The sequence below is a fragment of the Salinisphaera sp. genome (genome assembly GCF_002729955.1).
GTDB lineage: Bacteria > Pseudomonadota > Gammaproteobacteria > Nevskiales > Salinisphaeraceae > Salinisphaera.
The window spans coordinates 49,452-67,801 of the sequence record NZ_PBYA01000053.1; the positions used below are offsets into that span (position 1 = coordinate 49,452).

An 18,350-nucleotide genomic window follows, 5' to 3' on the forward strand; every position below is an offset into this window, starting at 1 on the left:
CATCGATTTTTCGAGCGCGTAGATCGCGCCCGCAATGCGCCGGCGCACGGCGCACGAGGCTTGCAGCCCCATGAATCGCGACGACGATCGCCTGCCGCTGGATTCGCGTACCCAGGCCGTGGTCGATGGCCTGCCCCCGGATGAACGTGAACACCTGCAGGCGCTGATCAGAAAAGCGGCCCGTCACCAGCGCACTCTGCTCGAAACCGCGCTCGACGAAGCCGTGGGCATGGTGCCCTCACCGCTGCGAAAACGCGTGCAGAAACTGTTTTTGGGCTCCTCATGAGAAACCTGGCCACCCAGGCGGAACTGGTCAAACTCGCGCGCATTCTGCAAACCGAAACCGGCGAACTCGAACATCTGGACTACCTCGAGGCCGAACGGCTGCGCACACTGCGTGAAGGCATCACCGAGGCGCTTTTCGAAAAATTCCGGCCGACCTTCACCGGCTTCGCCCGCCTGTCCTCGATCGTGCCGTTGGCGATGAGCGCGCGCATAGCCGAGCGGGTGCTCGGCCCGTTGTTGGCGGGGCGTATTGCCGGCGAGATGCCGCCGGACAAGGCAATCGATATGGCCGGGCGACTGTCGGACGATTTTCTTGCCGATACCTGCCTGCATATCGATCCGGTGCGCGCAAAGCCCATCATCGCCGGCTTTCCCGTGGATCGGGCCATCGCGATCACACGCGTGCTCCTTGCACGCGGCGAGACCATCACCATGAGCCGGTTCGTGGACGTGCTGCCCGAACACACCCTGTTCGCGGCGACCGACGCCATCGAGAATGAAAGCGATCTGCTCGAGATCGGTTTTTTCGTCGAGAACAGCGCCCAGCTGGATCGCGTGATCGAACATCTGAACAGCGACCGCCGCGAGGCCATCGTGGCCGCGGCGGCCAGCGAGCAGCTCTGGCCGGAAGTGCTCGCCACGCTGCTGCGCATCGGCCAGGACGCTCGCCTTGCGATGGCCGAACTGGCCATGGCCCAGGATGCGGCCATACTCGACTCGCTCATTCGCGCAGCCGCCCAGGACGATCTGTGGCCCGCGCTTTTGCAGATCGCCGACGAAATGCCGAGCAGCGTCATCGGCACGCTCGCCCGCGAACCGGCCTTTGCCGACGCAGGCGTGATCCGCAGCGTCATCGACTCGGTGATCGCCAACGACCTTTGGGCCCGGTTTCGCAACCAGACCCCGGCCATGGGCGCCGAGCGCCTCGCCCGCGTGCTGGAGGTGGCCGCCAACGAGCGCAAGCCCTTCCTCTGGGAGCTGGACCGGCGCCTCAAAGCGGACGACGCCGATCGCGCGGCCCTGGCCGAGGCCGTTGAACGGCTTTCTGGCGAAACGCGACAACGCGCGCAGGCCGCCTGCGACAAGGGTCTGCTCGCCGACACGCTTGCCGCAGCCGGTTCCAGCAATCCAGGCAGCTCGCGCTGAATCGCCGGGCGCTGGCCGCGCTGGCCTGTCCCGAAGCCCAACCATAGCGCCGGCGCGCATGCAGGCCGCTTACCGGCCTAGCCGTATTCGGCTTCGACCTTGTCCACTTCGGCGATGTATTCCTGCATCGCCTCTTCGCTGCTCTTGCCTTTCATATCGGCCCAGGCCTGCCATTTGTAGCGGGCAATCGGGTTGAGCATACCCGGCTTTTTGCCCTGGACGTCACCATCGGTCGCCTGCCGATAGAGCGCATACATCTTGAGCTTGTAGTCGTTTGAAGGCTTGAAACCACCGTCTTCGGGGGCATTGCGCACTTTTTCGACGGCTTCCTGAAAACGGCTTTCCAGATCGGACATAGAGACAAGACTCCTGTTTTCGGATTAATGCGTGACCGGTGCCAGACGCGGTGCCAGCCACTCATGGATCGCGGCATAGACATCGTCGTGATGCACCAGCGCGAAGTGGTTCATTCCGTAGAAGATGCGCCCATCCTGATCGCGGGGGTTAAACCGCCGATCCGGCGCATCGGCATGGCCGACCGCGCTCGACACGGGCACGAGCAGATCGCCGAACCAGCGGCCGACCGGATCGTCGCCGCGTCGTCCCAGGGTCGCCGCGACCAGAAAATGGCCGACGTGATCAGGCGAGGCGAGCGCCTCGGGCGGTGTGGGCCGGGCCTGCGTATCCTGCTGCCAGTCTTCGTCGCGAAGATAGCCCAGACTGAGATCCTTTACCCCCGCACTACGGATTTCGCCGAGCACGGACAGGGGCCGCGTATACGACAGCCGTGTGAGCGTGTGGGTGACCTGGCGACCGAGACGCTCGAGCGGTGCGCCAAGATGCGGCGAGCCCAGCAGCACCAGGTCGGCAAGCGTATCGACCCAGTCATGGCCCGCCTGCTCGGCGTAGTGGCAGGCGCTGCGCGCGACCAGCCCGCCCATACTGTGGCCGACGATGGTCAGCCGCTCGATCGCGGTCGGATAATGGGTGTGCAGCGCCTGCAGCAGCGCCGCGAAATCGCGCCCGTTCTGGGAAATATGACGGCCGCTGTTGTAGCGAAGACGCAGCGCCGTATAGCCGAAATCGCGCGTCAGGCGCTGGCCGAAGTCGTCGCGACCGGCCTGGCGCCATTGCTGGTCGTTCATGCCCAGACCGTGTACCAGAATCACCACACGTGAACTGGGTTCGGGCAAGGCAGCGCGCAGGCCGGCCGCACTGGCCTCTATTTCGCGCCCGGCATCGTCGACGAGCGTCATGGTGAGCGCGAGCTCGTTGTCGCTGCGTTCGAGATAATCGCCGAATGCGCCGTTGAGCGCGCTGTGAACGCCCAGGGCGAGGCGCTGCGGCATGTCTCGTTTGCGCCCGGGCACCAGCGTTTCGGCCAGCCCGGCCATCTGGCGCACACCAAAGAAGCTAAGCCGCCCGATATCGCGTACGCGCCCGTAGACGAAATCGCTGCCGCGGCCAATCGGACGGGCCGGCGGAGCCAGGCGGCTGACGGTGCGGGTTACGGCCTGATGGATACCGTTGACGATATTCACCGAGCCGACGAACGCATCCGAGGCCATGGACAGACCGCCACGCAGCCAGACGCCGCGATCGGCAGCGGTGCGCGGCGCCAGGGGTTGATGCACCATCTCTGTCGCGCGTGATGCTTGTCTTGTCGTTTTCGGATCAGCCATACAGGTCAACCTCGACATTGCCAGGACAAGGTACTCAAGAGCTGGCCGAGCGCGAGCAGATGGCCACCGAGAATGGCCTTGCCGGTCACCAGCAGCGATACGGCGATATCGCGATCCGGATCGGCCCAGCCGAGTATGTTCATGAACCCCAGGTGGCCGTAGGCGCTACCCGTCATCGGCCCGTACAGGCCGAACGGGTTGACGCCCAGCATCAGCCCCTCGCTGTAACGCATGGGAATCTTGAGCGTGTGGTCATAGCGCAGGCGCACCGCGGGCTTGACCGCGCGTCGGATCGTGGCCTGCTGCATGACCTGACGGCCTTCATAGCGGCCGCCGTCCAGCAGCATCTGATAGAAGCGCGACAATTCTTCCGCCGTCGAATAGAGGTTGCCGGCGGGAACCACGGCATCCATGAAGTAATCGCGATTGGAAATATCGACCACTTCCGAGAAATCGGCCGACAGCGCCTGTTTGGCAAGCATGGAAATCGGAAACCGCACCGGCTGACCGGCGACATAGTTTCTTGCCACCCGCGGGCGCGAACGGCCATCCAGCCCGTAGGTGAAATAGCGCATGCCCAGGGGCTGGCGAAAACGCGTATCCAGATAGTCGGTGAAGGACATACCGGTTACACGCCGAATGATCTCGGCCAGAATGAAGCCGCCGGTTATCGCGTGATAGGCCAGGCGCTTGCCGCCGTTTTCCGCCGGCGCGGCGCAAATCAGTTCGATACAGCGCTCCCAGTCGAGCAAGGTCTCCGGGCCATCGGCCGGGTCCACGTCGAACATGGGGAATCCGCCCTGATGCGAAAGCACCTGGGCGATGGTCGTACGGTCCTTGCCGCCGCCGGTGAACTCGGGCAGGTAATACGACACCCGATTGTCCAGATCGACACCGCCCTCTTCGGCAAGCTTGTGCATCAGCATGGCGGTGACCGCCTTGCTGGCCGAGAACAGACAGATCGGGGTATCGGGCTCGGCCAGACGCGCGTGCGGCCCGCGGCTTTCGCCGGGGCCGCCGCCTTGTGCATAGCCAATGGATCGATTCAGCACGATCCGCCCGCGCCGACGAAGACAGAAAGTCACCGCCGGAAAAGCGCCCGTCCGGTAGAGCGCTTCCACGCTCGACCAGATGGAATCGACCGCGCCTGCCGTCAGCCCGACACGCTGGGGCGCGACTTCGGCGGCGGCATCCACACCCGTGATCCGGGCAAGACTGCCGTCGCCGACGTCGACCAGCCGGGCGCCGAGCAAGCTCCGCGTCATGAGGCGATACGCAAATCCGCCGGCCGGCCCTCTTCACGGCGCGCCTTTTCAGACAGCGGGTTTGCCAGGTATTCCTTGCTGAAGTCGTCGGTCAGCAGCACGTCGTAGCGCAGGCGATCGTATTCGCGAATCTGCTCGGCCTGATCGGCCGACAGCAGCTGCTTGGACACCGCGCTTTCGAGCTGCTGCTCGACGGTTTCGCCTTCGATCTCGCCGTGCTTCACGCCGCGCAGGAAATCGCTGTAGAAGCTGTCGACTTCATGGAGTTTCTCGAAGGCGTTCATCAGACGACCCGTCGGATCATTCTCGTCACGACCGATGTAGAGGTCATAGCTCATGCGCTTACCGAACGGCGTATCCAGCTTCATGTTGAGCATCATGTCGCAAACCGCGGCATTCATCGAGTCGGTCGGGCCGGAGAAACGACGACCGCTGGGCAATGCGACGAGCTTGAGCACCGGACGCGCGCCCTTGATCGGGTAGTTGCGCACGAACTCGTGGAACGCGTTCTCGATCTCGTGCAGGTGGTATTCCATCGCCCAGGTGGCATGCACCTTGTCTTCTTCGGTGCCGCCGTTGACCTCGTAGCCCTTGAGCGTGGCCGAAGCCATGTAGAGATGGCTGAGCACATCACCCAGACGCGCCGAGGTCGATTCCTTGAGCTTCAGGGCGCCGCCGAGCGTGCCCATGGACAGATCGGCGCAGAAGGCCAGCGCGGCCGAGAAACGCTCGAGATGACGGTAGTAACCGCTCATGGCGTTGTCGACCGGCGCCTTGGCCAGACGCGCGCCGGTGATGCCGAGGGTGAATGCACGCACGGCCCGGTTCACGGAATAGCCGATATGCGAGAACAGCAGGCGATCGAACTCCTGCAGCCCGGCGTTGAAGTCCGGGTTGTGGGCCGCTTCCATCTCGCTATAGACATAGGGATGGCAGCGAATCGCGCCCTGGCCGAAGACCATCAGGCTGCGCGTCATGATGTTCGCGCCCTCGACGGTGATGGCCACCGGCAGTGCCTGGTAGGCCGCTGCCAGATAGTTGCGCGGACCCATGATGATGCCGCGACCGGAATGGATATCCATCGAGTGGGTAATGACCGTACGCATCATCTCGGTGGAGTGATACTTGATCATCGCCGTGACCACGCTCGGCGTGCAGTGATCCACGCCCGACGCGGTGAGGTTACGCACGTTCTCCAGGATGTAGGCATAGCCGCCGATCACGCCCAGACCTTCACGCACACCTTCGAAGTTGCCGATCTCGGTGCCGAACTGGCGACGGATACGCGAGTAGGCGGCGGTGATGCCGTACATGCCCTTGCCGGTGGCCGTGGATAGCGCCGGCAGCGAAATACCGCGGCCAGCCGACAGGCATTCGACCAGCATGCGCCAGCCCTTGCCGGCCTTGTCCGGCCCGCCGATGATCGAATCGATCGGCACGAATACGTCTTCGCCCTGAATCGGGCCGTTCATGAACGTCGCACCCGGGAAGTGGCGACGACCGATCTTCACACCGGGCGTATCGGTGGCCAACAGCGCACAGGTAATGCCGTAATCGACCGTGTCGGGATCACCCAGCAGGCCGTCCGGATCCTTGAGCTTGAAGGCCAGACCCATCATGGTGGCGACCGGCGCGAGGGTGATGTAGCGCTTGTTGAAGCTCAGCGAAAGCCCCAGCACTTCCTCGCCGTCGACGGTGCGCTTACACACGATGCCGGTATCGGGCATCTTGGTCGCGTCCGAACCCACTTCCACGCCGGTCAGCGCGAAGCAGGGAAGTTCCTTGCCCGAGGCAAGACCCGGCAGCCATTTTTCCTGCTGTTCCTTGGTCCCGTAATGGGTAAGCAGCTCACCCGGGCCGAGCGAGTTCGGCACCATCACGGTCACCGCCGCGGTCAGCGAGCGGGTCGCGATCTTGGCCACCACACAGGACTGGCCATAGGCCGAGAAGCCCAGGCCGCCATGCTTCTTGGGAATGAGCATGGCGAAGAAGCCGTTGTTGCGGATGAAGTCCCAGACGTCCTCGGGCAGATCCTTGAGTTCGAAGTTGACCTGCCAGTCGTCGATCATGGCGCACAGCTGTTCGGTCTCGTTGTCGAGAAACGACTGCTCTTCGGCCGTGAGCTTGGTCAGCTCGAAATCGTGCAGCTGCTTCCAGTCCGGACGGCCGCGAAACATCTCGGCTTCCCACCAGACGTCGCCGGCTTCGAGGGCTTCCTTTTCGGTGGGCCCCATTTCCGGAAGGATCTTGCGGAATACGCCGTACAGGCGCTTGGTCATCAGCGCGCGGCGCAGCGGCACCGTATTGAAGATGGCCAGCGGCACGCCAATCACCACGGCGGCCACGGCAACACCGATCGGGCCGAGCACACCGACTGCCCATAGCGCAGCGACTGCGCCCACCGTCACTGCGGTGAATACAGCAAGCGACACGCCACGGTAGAGCAATGTCCAATACAGGCCGACCAGTACTAATGCGACAATGAGTGCTGTCATGACTATGGCTTCCATCTTGAACGGGTTGTCATCACCACATATGCCCCTATCTCACTCGGGCAACTCAGCGAATCCCGTTTTCGAAAAAGAATTGTTTTCAGATCATAGCAAGACGACTCGGCTCGTCAAGCAGGCTCAAGCACGTGAAAGAAACAGAACCCAAATCCTCCAGTCGTAAACCGCGCCGGCGCGTTTATCGCGGACTCAGCGCAGAACAGCTCAGAACTCAGCGCTATCAGCGACTTATAGCCGCCGGAACCGATTTGTTCGGAGAACGCGGCTATGCAGCCACGCCGATCGAGGCGGTGTGTTCGCATGCCAAGGTATCCACACGGCATTTCTACGAACAGTTCGAAGGCCGCGAGTCGATCCTGCATGCAGTGCACGCGGAGTTGGTGCAGCGAATGGACCAGATCGTGCGCGCATCCCTGAGTGAGACAGGCACGCCCTTGACCCAGCGGGTGGCCGATACCATCGAAGCAGCGGTGTATTTCCTGCTCGATGACCCGCGTCGTGGCCGTATTATCTGTATCGAGGCCGTGGGCGTATCCGAGGTGATGGAGAAAAAGCGCCGGGAAACCACGCACCAGCTGGCCGAGATCATCCGTCGCTATGCCGAACTGATGGCAGAAAACGGGGTCATTCCGGCACGCGACTACCACCTTCCCTCGGTGGCGCTGGTGGGCATGTTCAATGAGCTGATCGCCGAATGGCTGACCGAGAACACCGGCCTGAGCGCGGCCGAGATGGCGCGCGAGGCCAAGATTCTGTTCCGGGCGATGATCTTCGGCGCCCAGCATTACGAAGCCACGCAATCCGGCGACGACGATTTCGATACCGCCGCCACCGGCGCCGCGGGCTGACGCGCCGCCCGCAGCGGCTACGACGGCGCGCAGTCGCTCGCCCAACTGGCAGCGAGGCGCAGCAGCGGCTGCTGCGGATCGCTACCGGCCGCCGGCGTTGTCTCGCCACGCTGTGCGGACAACGCCGGCCGACCGGGCCGGCCGCGGCTAAAGGTTGATGTCGCCGTCGTCCAGCGCCTCGCGGGTGGCGTCGTCGATCGGCTCGTAGCGATCGGCGCCGCCCTTGAGCATATAGACCGGTTCGTCGCCCTCGGGGCTGTAGGCCTGCTTCTTGAGATCGACCTTGCGGTATTTCATGGTGCCGGTAACTTCCTGCTCCGGGCGCAGGCGGATGAACACCGGCACGGCGTAGTCGGGTAGCTCATCGCGCAGATGGCTTACCAGCGCGCCCCAGTCGATATCCTCCAGATCGCGTACCGGCGTGATCGCGGCCATGCCGGCCCGGCCATCGCTGTGCGGCACTTCCACGCCATAGACCACCGATTCCTCGATCTGGCTGAAGGCGTTGAGCGCATTCTCGACCTGGGTGGTGGCCACGTTTTCGCCCTTCCAGCGGAAGGTATCGCCCAGGCGATCGACGAAGGCGATATGCCGCATGCCCTGCCGGCGCACGAGATCGCCGGTATTGAAGTAGCAGTCGTCCTTCTTGAACACGCCGCGGAATAGCTTCTTCTCGCTGGCTTCGGGGTCGGTATAACCCTCGAAGGGCGCGAAATCGGTCACCTTGTTGAGCAGCAGCCCGGTTTCGCCCTTCTTGACCTCTTTCATGCGGCCGTTGTCGTCGGTGACCGGCTCCTCGGTTTCCGGGTCGTATTCCACCACGGCGAACGGCAGCGGGCAGAAGCCGGCCGTGCGATCCATGTTGAAGCCGTTTACGAAGATCAGGTTGCCCTCGCTGGCACCGTAGAATTCGCAGACCCGGTCGATACCGAAACGGGACTTGAACTCGTCCCAGATGTCCGGCCGCAGGCCGTTGCCGATTACGGCCCGAATGGAATGGTTGCGGTCGTTTTCATGCGGGTCGGCCTGCAGCAGATAGCGACACAGCTCGCCGATGTAGCAGAACACCGTCGCTTTGTGGTGACGCACATCCGGCCAGAAACCGCTCACGCTGAACTTCTTCGCGAGCGCGAAGGTCGCGCCGGCGCACAACACCGACGACCACGACACCGTCAGGGCGTTGTTGTGATAGAGCGGCAACGGGCAGTAGAAGCGGTCTTCCGGGGTCAGACGCAGGCCGGCCATGCCAAGGCCCGCGCCGCCGCGCAGCCAGCGTACGTGGCTCATGCGCGATGCCTTGGGCATGCCGGTGGTGCCCGAGGTGAAGATATAGAAGCAGGTGTCCTTGGAGGAAACCTCGGCGGCGTCGTCGAGATTGCCGGTCGGCTGGTTCGCCGCCTCGGCCACGAAATCGGTCCAGCCCTCGGGCGGCGGCGCGGTCGCCGCGCGGCTGTTGCTGGACACCAGCCACAGCGGGTTGAGTTCGGCGATACCGGACTCGTCCCGAATCTCCTCGAAGGCATCGAAAAGCTCGTCGCCCACGAGCATGGCTTTCGGCTTGACCGTGCTCAGGCTATGGGCGAGCACATCGCCGCGCTGCTTGGTATTGCACATGGCGGCAGCCGCACCGAGCTTGGCCAATGCGGCCACGATGAACAGCGTTTCCGGTCGGTTGTCCAGCAGCACGCCCACCACGTCGCCTTTTTCTATGCCGCCCGCCTTGAGCGTGCGCGCATAGCGGTTCGCGTTGGCGTTGAGCTGGGCATAGGTATAACGCTCGTTCTCGAAGGTGATCGCGTCATGCTGCGGGCTTCGTCCGGCATGGCCTTCAATCAGCGTCGCAATCGTGATGTTGTCGCGGAACCTGGACTTGAGCAGGATGCCCGCGCCCATGAGCAGCCGGTCGACCCCGCTGAGTTTGTCGGCGGTGGGTTTCAACACATCCCAGACACTCAGCGTGTCGCGCTCGGATTCACTCATCGACCGGTCTCCTCGTGGGTCAGGTTTCTGTATGTAGAAACGATATATTTTCGGCTTTATCAGCTTAACAGCACGACGCGCGCTCGGGCAGAGCCCACGCCCTAGCCACCGCCGGGCAACGGGCGTGCAGAGGCCGAATCCAGCGGCCGGCAGTCCTGCCAGAGGGCCTTGCCATAGTCGCTCAGGTGCACGCTAAAGCGTTGAAGCCGGGGATAAAGCCGCATGTCGCGGCGGACACGATCCATGGTGTTTCGCAGCTGGGTATCGGCCATCAGCAATTCGTACTGATCGGCCAGGCGATCGTCTTCGGGCCCCGCCTCGAACACGCCCAGAGCCAGCAGCTCGCTCATGTACTGCGGTACGTAGTCGCGCAACAGCACGCCCGCATCACGCCCCAGCGAGCTGGCGTTGGACAGCACCACCACGCTCACCGGCCCGGCCGGCAGACGGCCCGCGGCGATATGACACAGCGGCGCGATTTCGCGATCGGCCAACAGCGCCAGCATGGCCACCTGATCGGGTACGAGGCGTGCCAGGGTCTGGCGATACATCCATACCCGTGCCGCTTCCGGATCGACGCCGCGCGACTGTGCGATCAGCCGCGCCATCATCTCGCGCGGGGCCGGGCCTTCAACGGCCGCAGCGCGCGTGCGCCCGCTATCGGGTGTGTCGTCCGACATGGAATCCAGACGCTGCTTGAGCTCGGCCATGGCCCAGGTTTCGGCATCCTGAAAACGACGAACCGCAGAACCGGCCACCGGCCATTCCTCGGCCGCACGCGCGGCCTGGCGCAAAAACTGGAACGCTCGCGGCGTTCGCACCGTCAGATTCTTCCTGCCCGCCATCGTCTATCTCCAAATCGAGTCGGCCGTGCACCGCACGGGCCCTGTACTCGGCCTCATCCCAGGCCGGTCACGCTGCCGAAGCGTTCCATGAAAACGCTCGAGAAAAGCACGATCAACTGGAACCAGCCCACGGCCAGCCCCAGCGCCGCGCCCACCGCGATCAATATCCACTCGTCTTCCTCGAACGCCGGTCGCAGCATGCCCTCGAACTGGCGCGGCGTCAGGCTTTGCAAACGCGTGACCAGGGTCTCGCGTATGGCCATGGCGTCTTCGGCATAGCCGGTCATATGCGATAGCGTCTGCGGCATGCGCGCCACGACTTCGGCCACCGCGTCGGCCTTGATCTGCTCGTATTCCTCGCTGCCCCACGTCCAGTTCACGAACGGCCGGGCCACGCTCGCACTGGAGTCGATCGCACGCTGTACCTCGGTCTGAACCAGCGCGAACAGTTTATCCGCATAGGGGCCGGTCAGAATCTCCTCGAGAATATTCGCCGGGGTGAGGATCTGGGTGGCCACGAGGTTGCCATAGTCCGCGGCGACTTCCTGCTGGCGCTTGAAGAACAGTCCCTGAATCTTGAAGCCGAGAATACGAAAGCCGCGCTTGGGGTTGAAGATCATCTTCAACGCCAGCCAGTTGGTGGCCCAGCCCACGAGCAGCCCGAACAGCGGCAGCAGCCACCAGGCCTGGAAAAACACCCAGATGAGCATCTGGATCAGGCCGAAGGCAAAACCGAAATAGGCGCCGGAACGGCCGATGAAGATGAATTCGTTGCGCCCGGTTTCCAGAAAGATACGGTTGAGCAGGTTCTTTTCGCGCACCAGTACGCGCGTGATCATGCCCTTGAGATCGAACATGTAGCGCACATTGCTGCGCACTTCGTTCATCAGCTCACGAATGATCGTGGGCGCCTGGGCCCGTACGCGCCGCTTGACCTGGCTGCGCACCACCAGCGGCAGCGCCTCCCACAGCGTGGGATGGTGGCGATACATCACCGTATCGGTGATCTCGTCGGTCAGCTCGATCATCGGCGCTTCGAGTTCGTCTGCCACGCGAGCCGGGTCCAGCCGAGCGAAGATCTCGTCTTCGGTAATCAGCGATTCGGTGATGGTATCCACCGAAATGCCGGTCATCTTCGAGGCCTTGCGCGGCACGATGCCCTGCCAGCCGAGCCACGGCTTGAACGGCCCGATGAACTCCACGGGATAGAACATCATCTTGATCGCGACGACGTTGGTCACATAACCGACCACGGCGCTGATCACCGGCATGGAAATATATTTCCAGGTTTCGACACTCAGATAGAGAAAACTGCCGTCCATGCATCGGTGTGGCGCCTATCGCGGGACCGGCGCCATGCTCCTCGAACTTGTCGTCGTTATCATGATCCGTTCAGCGCTGGCGGCGTATCGTCGCCGTTGTCATTGCGCGATGTCGATCATAGCAGCCGCACACCTTCGCACCGCCCGCTTCGACACACAAATACAAAGCGATCGGTCAGCCGGCAGTCCCTGCCTCGGGCGCACCGTGCAGCCGCGCATTGATCCGCGCCAGTTCGTCGAACCCCAGCACCCCGGCCGCCGCGCGCAGGCGCAGCCGTGCCAGGGCATGGTCGTACCAGGCCTGCTTGCGATCGGCGCGCCGCTGCACCAGCCCGATCTGCGCATCGATCACGTCGAGCACCGTTCGATTGCCCAAGCGATACCCCGCCTGGGCCGCCTCGAGCGCCGTCTGGCCGGAGGCGATGGCCCGATCCAGGGCGTCGAGCCGGCGCTGCGTGGCCTGGACGTTGCGATAGGCGGTGTTGATATCGATGAGTAGCTGGCGGCGTGCCGATATCACGTCCAGGCGGGCCTGTTCGGCGTTGTATTCGGCTTCGGAAACCGCCGCGCGCGTGGCGCCACCGGCAAACAGCGGCATTTCCAGTTCGACCCCGACCGAGCGGGTTTCATCCACCAGATTGGCCTGCCCGCCGGCGCCCAGCGGAAACAACTGCTCCTGCCGCCCCACGCGCCCGACCAGATTGACCGTGGGCAGAAGGCCGCCGCGTTCGGCGCCGATCTGTTCGCGGGCCGCGCGCCAGGCCGCTTCCGAGGCGGCCACCCGGGGCGAGCGTTCCAGCGCCACCGCGAGCCAGGCGTCGCGATCGCGTCCGCTGTTGTCCACTGCCGGCATGGCCTCGTCCACCTCGATACCGGACAGCGCCTGCGGCGAGCGCCCGGTCAGCGAGATCAACGCATCGCGGGCGCTGGCCAGTTGGTTCTCTGCATCGATGGAATCAACCAGCGCACTGTCGAGGCTGGACTGTGCCTCCTGCTGATCGGTGATCGGATCCAGACCGGCGTCGTAGGCCGCCTGGGCCCGGTCGAGCTGGCTTTGAATGGAGCGCTGCTGTTCACGCGCGGAGTTCAAGGCGTCGCGGGCGGCCAGCACATCGAAATACGCCTCGGCCACCCGCACGATGAGCATTTGTTCGGCGCTGGAAAGCGACAACACGGCCTGATCGCGGCGGGCGTTGGCGGCGTCCTTGTTCTGCCAGGCCGTCCAGTTGAACAGCGGCTGGGTCAGATTCAGCGAATAGCCCTGCTGATCGGAGGTGGTCGGTCCGTCGTTGCCGCCGAAAAAACCGGCGCCGCCGCCAAAGCCGCCATCACTGCCTTCCGGCGACTCGAAGGTCTGCTCCTGCTCCACGCGGGTATAGCTGGCGCTGGCCGATAACGACGGCAGCAGCTGCCCGCGTGCCTGCCGATAGCGTGCGTCGGCCGCTCCGGATTCGGCGCGCGCGGTGAGCAGCTCGGTGTCGTTGCGCAGGGCCTGGTCGTAGGTATCGAGCAGGTTCTGGGCCGCCTGGGCCGGCAGCACGCAAGCCATGGCCAGCAGCGCGGCATGCATCGCCGGCCCGCGAGCGCGACCTAGCCATCGTTTCATGCCGTATCTCCGCGGCGTTTCGACACGCGCTCGCCCACGCGCGCCCCGAGCACGAGCAGGCAGGGGGTGAGCACCAGCGTGAGCAGCGTCGAGAACATCAAACCACCCACGATGGCCGTGGCCAGCTGGGTCCACCACTGGGTCGAGGGCGCGCCGAAGGTGATCGAACGGCCGACGATATCGATATTCATCTGCAATACCATGGGCAGCAGGCCGAGAATCGTGGTCACCGTGGTCAGCACCACCGGTCGCAGACGTTCCGCGCCGGTCTGGATCACCGCGTCCCAGGCATTCATGCCCGCCGCGCGATTCACGTTGTAGGTGTCAATGAGCACGATGTTGTTGTTGACCACGATACCGGCCAGCGCGATCACGCCGATACCGCTCATCACGACCCCGAACGGCTGCCCGGCGATCAACAGCCCCAACAGCACGCCGACGGTGGAAAAGACCACCGCCGACAGGATCAGAAACGACTGATAGAAGCTGTTGAACTGGGTCAGCAGAATCACGCCGATAAGCGCGACCGCCACCCCGAAGGCCTTGGATAGAAAAGCCTCGGCGTCGCGCAGGTCTTCGTCCTCGCCCTTGAAGGCGATATCTACGCGCGGATTGAGCTGGGCGGCTTCGACGTGATCGCCGATCCAGGCGCGCAGGGCGTTGAGCTGGTCGGCGACCAGGGCCCCTTCGGCCACCCCGGACTCGATCGTGACCGTGCGCTGGCCGCCGGTGCGCTCGATATTCTCCACCTTGGGCGCGGCCACGCGGGTGACGAAGTTGGAGACGGGAACCTGACCGCTGTCGGTCTGCAGACGCAGATTGTCCAGCGCTTCGAGGCTGCGCGAGTCCTCGGGAAAACGCACGCGAATATCGATTTCGTCGCTGGCGTCGTCGGGCCGGTATTCGCCGACCTTGACCCCCTGGGTGACCAGCTGGATCGCCTGCCCGAGGGTGGACACATTCGCGCCGTAGCGGCTGGCCTCGGCCCGGTCGACATCGATACGCCATTCCAGCCCCTGGCTGGAACGGGTGTCCTGAATATCGGTGAAACCGCCCACTTCGGCCATGCCGCGGCGGACGAAATCGGCCGCCTTGTCGAGCGCGGGCATGTCGGGGCCGGAAATCTGCAGTTCGACCGGCTTGGCCTGAGTGGGGCCCTGGGCCTGCTCCTGAACCTCGGTACGAATCCCGGGAATGCCGGCAATACGCTCGCGCACGTCGGCCATGATCTCGCCGGCCGGCCGGTGTACGCCCCAGGGCTCGAACTCGAGCTGGATCTGGCCAATCACGTCGTCGGCCGTGCCCTGGCGAAACGATTCCTGGCCGGCGCCGGTGCGCGTATAAACCGACGCAAACCCGGGCATGGCCAGCACCCGATCCTCGACCTGGCGCACGAGCCGGTCGGCCTCCGTCACCGATTGCTGGCCGCGGGCATGAATCTGCACCACGGCGTTGTCCGGCGAGATATCGGGAAAGAACTCCACGCCCTTGCCGAACTGGCCATAGGCAAAGATCGCGACAAAGAACAGCACCACCGCGCCGATCGCGGTCTTGCCCGCGTGACGGGCAAAAAACGACAGGGTGGCCACATAGGCCCCGGTCGCGCCGCGCAGCTTCTGGCCGGGCTGCCATACCGCCTCGGCCCCGCCCGGCGCCGAACCGCCGATCACAGCGCCCAGGGTCGGCACGAAAATAAGCGCCATCAACAGCGACGCACTCAAGACCGCGATCAGCGTGATCGGCATATAGCGCATGAACTCGCCGACCACGCCCGGCCAGAACAGCAGCGGTGCGAAGGCAGCCAGGGTGGTCGCGGTCGAGGAGATGATCGGCCAGGCCATGCGCTGGGCGGCGTGCATATAGGCCGACATGCGTGTCTCGCCTTCGGCCAGGAAGCGATCGGCGAGTTCGACCACCACGATCGCCCCGTCCACCAGCAGACCGAGCGCCAGGATGAGCGCGAACAGCACCACGATGTTCACCGACAGCCCGAGCGCAGCGAGGGTCAGAATGCCCAGCAGGAACGAACCGGGGATCGATATCCCAACCAGCGTGCCTGCTCGCAGGCCGAGAATACCCACGATCACGATCATCACCAGCAGAATGCCGCTGATGACGTTGTTCTGCAGATCGCCCAGCAGGCGGGTGACGTCTTCGGACTCGTCCTGCGAGAAATTGACCTGAATCGCCTCCGGCCAGCTCTGTTGCAGGCGCTCCACCGCATCCCGCACGGCCTGGTTGGTATCGATGATGTTGGCACCGATACGCTTGGTGATCTCCAGCGCGAGCGTGGGCTGGCCGTTCAGCCGGGCGAAGCTTTCGCGGTCGGCAAAGGCGCGGCGCACGGTCGCCACGTCGCCCACGGTGACCACCTGATCGTCGGCGCGCTTGACCGCGGTATTGCGCAAGGCGGTGAGGTTGTCGATCACCCCCGGCACCTTGATCGAAAACCGCCCGCTGCCGGATTCCAGCGCGCCCGCGGGCACCAGCTGGTTGTTCTGCTGGACCGAATCGAAGACCTCCTGCAACGACAGGCCGTAGGTTTCGAGCTTGAGCGGGTCGATGTTGATCTCGATCTGCTCTTCGCGGTCGCCGGCGATATCGGCTTCGAGCACGCCGGGAATGGCCTCGACTTCGTCCTGTACATCTTCGGCCAGCGCGACGAGCACCCGTTCGGAGACGTCGCCGTAGAGGTTGACCACCAGCACCGGGAACAACGCCACGTTCACTTCGTTGACGGTGGGTTCCTCGGTATCGCCGGGCAGGTCGGCCTTGGCGATATCCACCTGGTTGCGCACATCGTCGAGCGCATCGTCGGGGTCGAAGCCGGCCTCGAATTCGAGGATGACGCTGGCGTGCCCTTCCGAGGCGGTGGCGCTCATCTCCTTCAGGCCTTCGATGGAACGCAGCTCCTGCTCCATCGGCTTCACCAGTAGACGCTCGGCGTCCTCCGGCGAGATGCCTTCATGCGCCATCGACACATAAATGGTAGGAATCGTGATATCCGGCGACGATTCCTTGGGAATGTCGCGATAGGCGATGCCGCCGGCGATCAGGATCACGATCAGACCGAGCACCACCGTGCGCGGCCGCGAAAACGCGGCGGCGATCAGCGCGTTCATGAACGCGTATCGGCGTCGTTCGCAGCCGGCTGCGCCTTTTCGCCCGGCGCCGCGGCCCCGGCCGCCCCAGCCGCGGCATCGGCATCATCGACGATCTGCACGGCATCGCCGGCGCGTACGAACCCCTGGCCGCTGGTGATCAGGCGCACGCTCTCCGGCAAGCCGCCCAGCCAGAGCCGCTGGTCGCTGCTCTTGACGATATCGGCACCGTGAAAGGCCACGCGGCCGTCCTCGCCGATCGTCTTGATGCCCATCTCGCCGGCTTCGTCGAGGGTGAGCAGATCGGCCGCCACCTCGTGGGCCTCGACCTGTTCCAGCGGCAGGATGAGCTTCGCCGAGGCGCCGGAGACCAGCCGCCCGCCGGGATTGTCCACTTCCAGCTCTACCGGATAGGTCCGGGTGGCCTCGTCGGCCTCGGTGGCTACATAGCGCACCCTGCCCTCGACCGTGCTGCCGTCGATCAGGCGTGCCCGGCCCGGCTGGCCCGGCTCAACGAAAGCCACGTCCTTTTCGGCCAGATCGCCGCGAACCACGAAGGGGTTCTGTTGAATGACGCGGGCGATCTCGTCACCCACGGCAACATAATCGCCCACTTCCACCGGCCGTGTTTCCAGCACGCCGGCAAACGGCGCCCGAACGACGGTGTTGTCGATATCCTGCTGGATGTTGGCCAGCTGGGCCTGGGCGGCTTCCAGATCGGATTTGGCCTGGGCCAGATCGGTTCGGGTCTGGTACCCCTTTTCCGACATCTTGCGTACGGCTTCGTACTGCAGCCGGCGCTGTTTCACCACCGCCCGGGCTTCGTTGCGCGACGCGCCTCGATCGTCGAGGGCGATACGTGCGAGCACCTCGCCCGCCTCGACCCGGGCGCCACGTCGGGCGTTGACCGAGTCGATCCGCCCGGCCGTCTGCGCCCGCAGGGTCACCGCCCGATCGGGCGCGGTCCGGCCGTTGAGCTCGACTTCGCGCCACACCTGTTCGGCCGTCGATGTCCTCACCGCCACGCTCACGGGCTGGGCCTGATCGGCCTTGGGCGCGGCTTCGCCTGCCGGTTCGTCGCCGCCGACCATGCCGGAGGCCAGCCAGGCCGCCAGCGCGACCACGATGACCAGCACGATCCAGATCGGACGTATCGTGGGCATGCGGCTCATGGCTTCTGCTCGTGTGAAACACCGTCCGAACGTTCGGCAAGGCGCTCGATCAGCTCGCGAATGGTGTCCCGCGCCGTGTCGATGAAGTGATGCATATCCGCCAGTCGTGTCTGCGCGCCTGCCCAGTCGGCCGGCAATTCGCGCTCTGCCTGTTCGAGCGATGCGCTCATGGTGCCCATGCGCTCGACATATCCCTCCAGCAGGCGCAGGTAATGCCGCTGGGCCAGCTGATAGTAATCCTGACGGTCGCCGGGCACCGCCGTGGCTTCGAGCACGCCGAGATTGCGCAGTATTCGCGCGTTCGTGCTCACGCTCGCACGCGATACCTGCAATTCCCGGGCCAGCCCGGCCAGGCTCGCCGGCCCGTCATGGATAATGAAATAACCCAGAATCCGCCCGGCAATACGCGGCATGCCGTCGCTCTGTGCAGCCAGACCCATGCGTTCGATAAAGCCGCTAACGGCCTGGGGCGTATCGCTCATGGCGTGAAAGCCTATCGCTGCCCGATCGTTCAATCAATACTGAACGAAACGAACGCTCTGCGCTGCTTGCATCCGTACCGGGCTACGGGCCTATCGTTTGCGCTCG

Annotated in this window: 14 protein-coding genes; 3 read left to right on the forward strand and 11 right to left on the reverse strand. The window is 64.3% G+C overall.

Annotation, left to right across the window (positions count from 1 at the left end):
- Positions 1-70: 70 nt before the first annotated feature.
- Both CMN27_RS14885 and CMN27_RS14890 read left to right on the forward strand, forming a co-directional pair.
- Positions 71-286 carry a hypothetical protein gene (locus tag CMN27_RS14885; protein WP_293627696.1) on the forward strand — a complete coding sequence of 72 codons (216 nt, stop codon included), beginning with the start codon at positions 71-73 and terminating at the stop codon, positions 284-286.
- Positions 283-1,431, forward strand: coding sequence for a hypothetical protein (locus CMN27_RS14890; protein WP_293627698.1), 1,149 nt, complete (start codon positions 283-285; stop codon positions 1,429-1,431). The genes CMN27_RS14885 and CMN27_RS14890 overlap by 4 nt, the downstream gene beginning before the upstream one ends.
- A gap of 77 nt (positions 1,432-1,508) precedes the next feature.
- Here CMN27_RS14890 and CMN27_RS14895 read toward each other — a convergent pair whose 3' ends face one another.
- From CMN27_RS14895 to CMN27_RS14910, 4 genes are read right to left on the reverse strand one after another with little or no spacing between them, the layout of a single operon-like run.
- Positions 1,509-1,787, reverse strand: a complete 279-nt coding sequence (locus CMN27_RS14895; RefSeq protein ID WP_293627700.1) for an acyl-CoA-binding protein — start codon at positions 1,785-1,787, stop codon at positions 1,509-1,511.
- A gap of 24 nt (positions 1,788-1,811) precedes the next feature.
- The gene (locus CMN27_RS14900; RefSeq protein ID WP_293627702.1) at positions 1,812-3,068 is read right to left on the reverse strand and encodes an alpha/beta fold hydrolase; all 1,257 of its coding nucleotides are present in this window, start codon (positions 3,066-3,068) and stop codon (positions 1,812-1,814) included.
- 50 nt (positions 3,069-3,118) lie between these two features.
- A complete protein-coding gene (locus tag CMN27_RS14905) occupies positions 3,119-4,378 on the reverse strand; it encodes a serine hydrolase domain-containing protein (protein ID WP_293627704.1) in 1,260 nt (419 codons plus the stop codon).
- Entirely contained in the window at positions 4,375-6,873 is a 2,499-nt protein-coding gene (locus tag CMN27_RS14910) for an acyl-CoA dehydrogenase (RefSeq protein WP_293627705.1), read from the reverse strand. Before CMN27_RS14910 ends, CMN27_RS14905 begins: the two co-directional genes overlap by 4 nt.
- Before the next feature lie 143 nt (positions 6,874-7,016).
- Between CMN27_RS14910 and CMN27_RS14915 the strand changes: the two genes are divergently transcribed.
- Positions 7,017-7,736: a TetR/AcrR family transcriptional regulator gene (locus CMN27_RS14915; RefSeq protein WP_293627706.1), complete on the forward strand. Its 720-nt coding sequence runs from the start codon at positions 7,017-7,019 to the stop codon at positions 7,734-7,736.
- Positions 7,737-7,883: 147 nt separating this feature from the next.
- On the opposite strand, the gene CMN27_RS14920 is transcribed toward CMN27_RS14915, so the two are convergent.
- From CMN27_RS14920 to CMN27_RS14950, 7 genes are all read right to left on the reverse strand, one after another.
- The gene (locus CMN27_RS14920; protein ID WP_293627707.1) at positions 7,884-9,716 is read right to left on the reverse strand and encodes a long-chain-acyl-CoA synthetase; all 1,833 of its coding nucleotides are present in this window, start codon (positions 9,714-9,716) and stop codon (positions 7,884-7,886) included.
- Positions 9,717-9,817: 101 nt separating this feature from the next.
- Positions 9,818-10,561, reverse strand: coding sequence for a hypothetical protein (locus CMN27_RS14925; protein WP_293627708.1), 744 nt, complete (start codon positions 10,559-10,561; stop codon positions 9,818-9,820).
- A gap of 53 nt (positions 10,562-10,614) precedes the next feature.
- Entirely contained in the window at positions 10,615-11,883 is a 1,269-nt protein-coding gene (locus tag CMN27_RS14930) for a DUF445 family protein (protein ID WP_293627709.1), read from the reverse strand.
- 175 nt (positions 11,884-12,058) lie between these two features.
- Entirely contained in the window at positions 12,059-13,489 is a 1,431-nt protein-coding gene (locus CMN27_RS14935; protein WP_293627711.1) for a TolC family outer membrane protein, read from the reverse strand.
- Positions 13,486-16,611 (reverse strand): efflux RND transporter permease subunit, encoded by a 3,126-nt coding sequence (locus CMN27_RS14940; RefSeq protein WP_293627713.1) that lies wholly within the window; start codon positions 16,609-16,611, stop codon positions 13,486-13,488. The genes CMN27_RS14935 and CMN27_RS14940 overlap by 4 nt, the downstream gene beginning before the upstream one ends.
- Positions 16,608-17,762, reverse strand: coding sequence for an efflux RND transporter periplasmic adaptor subunit (locus CMN27_RS14945; protein ID WP_293627715.1), 1,155 nt, complete (start codon positions 17,760-17,762; stop codon positions 16,608-16,610). The genes CMN27_RS14940 and CMN27_RS14945 overlap by 4 nt, the downstream gene beginning before the upstream one ends.
- Positions 17,759-18,244, reverse strand: a complete 486-nt coding sequence (locus CMN27_RS14950) for a MarR family transcriptional regulator (protein ID WP_293627717.1) — start codon at positions 18,242-18,244, stop codon at positions 17,759-17,761. The genes CMN27_RS14945 and CMN27_RS14950 overlap by 4 nt, the downstream gene beginning before the upstream one ends.
- Between the last annotated feature and the right edge of the window lie 106 nt (positions 18,245-18,350).

Bases quoted from the DNA above. Each gene is read 5' to 3' on its own strand.
- CMN27_RS14900 (WP_293627702.1), bottom strand. From the start codon at position 3,068: ATGGTGCATCAACCCCTGGCGCCGCGCACCGCTGCCGATCGCGGCGTC.
- CMN27_RS14945 (WP_293627715.1), bottom strand. From the start codon at position 17,762: ATGAGCCGCATGCCCACGATACGTCCGATCTGGATCGTGCTGGTCATC.
- CMN27_RS14905 (WP_293627704.1), bottom strand. From the start codon at position 4,378: ATGACGCGGAGCTTGCTCGGCGCCCGGCTGGTCGACGTCGGCGACGGC.
- CMN27_RS14895 (WP_293627700.1), bottom strand. From the start codon at position 1,787: ATGTCCGATCTGGAAAGCCGTTTTCAGGAAGCCGTCGAAAAAGTGCGC.
- CMN27_RS14925 (WP_293627708.1), bottom strand. From the start codon at position 10,561: ATGGCGGGCAGGAAGAATCTGACGGTGCGAACGCCGCGAGCGTTCCAG.
- CMN27_RS14920 (WP_293627707.1), bottom strand. From the start codon at position 9,716: ATGAGTGAATCCGAGCGCGACACGCTGAGTGTCTGGGATGTGTTGAAA.
- CMN27_RS14910 (WP_293627705.1), bottom strand. From the start codon at position 6,873: ATGACAGCACTCATTGTCGCATTAGTACTGGTCGGCCTGTATTGGACA.
- CMN27_RS14890 (WP_293627698.1), top strand. From the start codon at position 283: ATGAGAAACCTGGCCACCCAGGCGGAACTGGTCAAACTCGCGCGCATT.
- CMN27_RS14950 (WP_293627717.1), bottom strand. From the start codon at position 18,244: ATGAGCGATACGCCCCAGGCCGTTAGCGGCTTTATCGAACGCATGGGT.
- CMN27_RS14885 (WP_293627696.1), top strand. From the start codon at position 71: ATGAATCGCGACGACGATCGCCTGCCGCTGGATTCGCGTACCCAGGCC.
- CMN27_RS14940 (WP_293627713.1), bottom strand. From the start codon at position 16,611: ATGAACGCGCTGATCGCCGCCGCGTTTTCGCGGCCGCGCACGGTGGTG.
- CMN27_RS14935 (WP_293627711.1), bottom strand. From the start codon at position 13,489: ATGAAACGATGGCTAGGTCGCGCTCGCGGGCCGGCGATGCATGCCGCG.
- CMN27_RS14930 (WP_293627709.1), bottom strand. From the start codon at position 11,883: ATGGACGGCAGTTTTCTCTATCTGAGTGTCGAAACCTGGAAATATATT.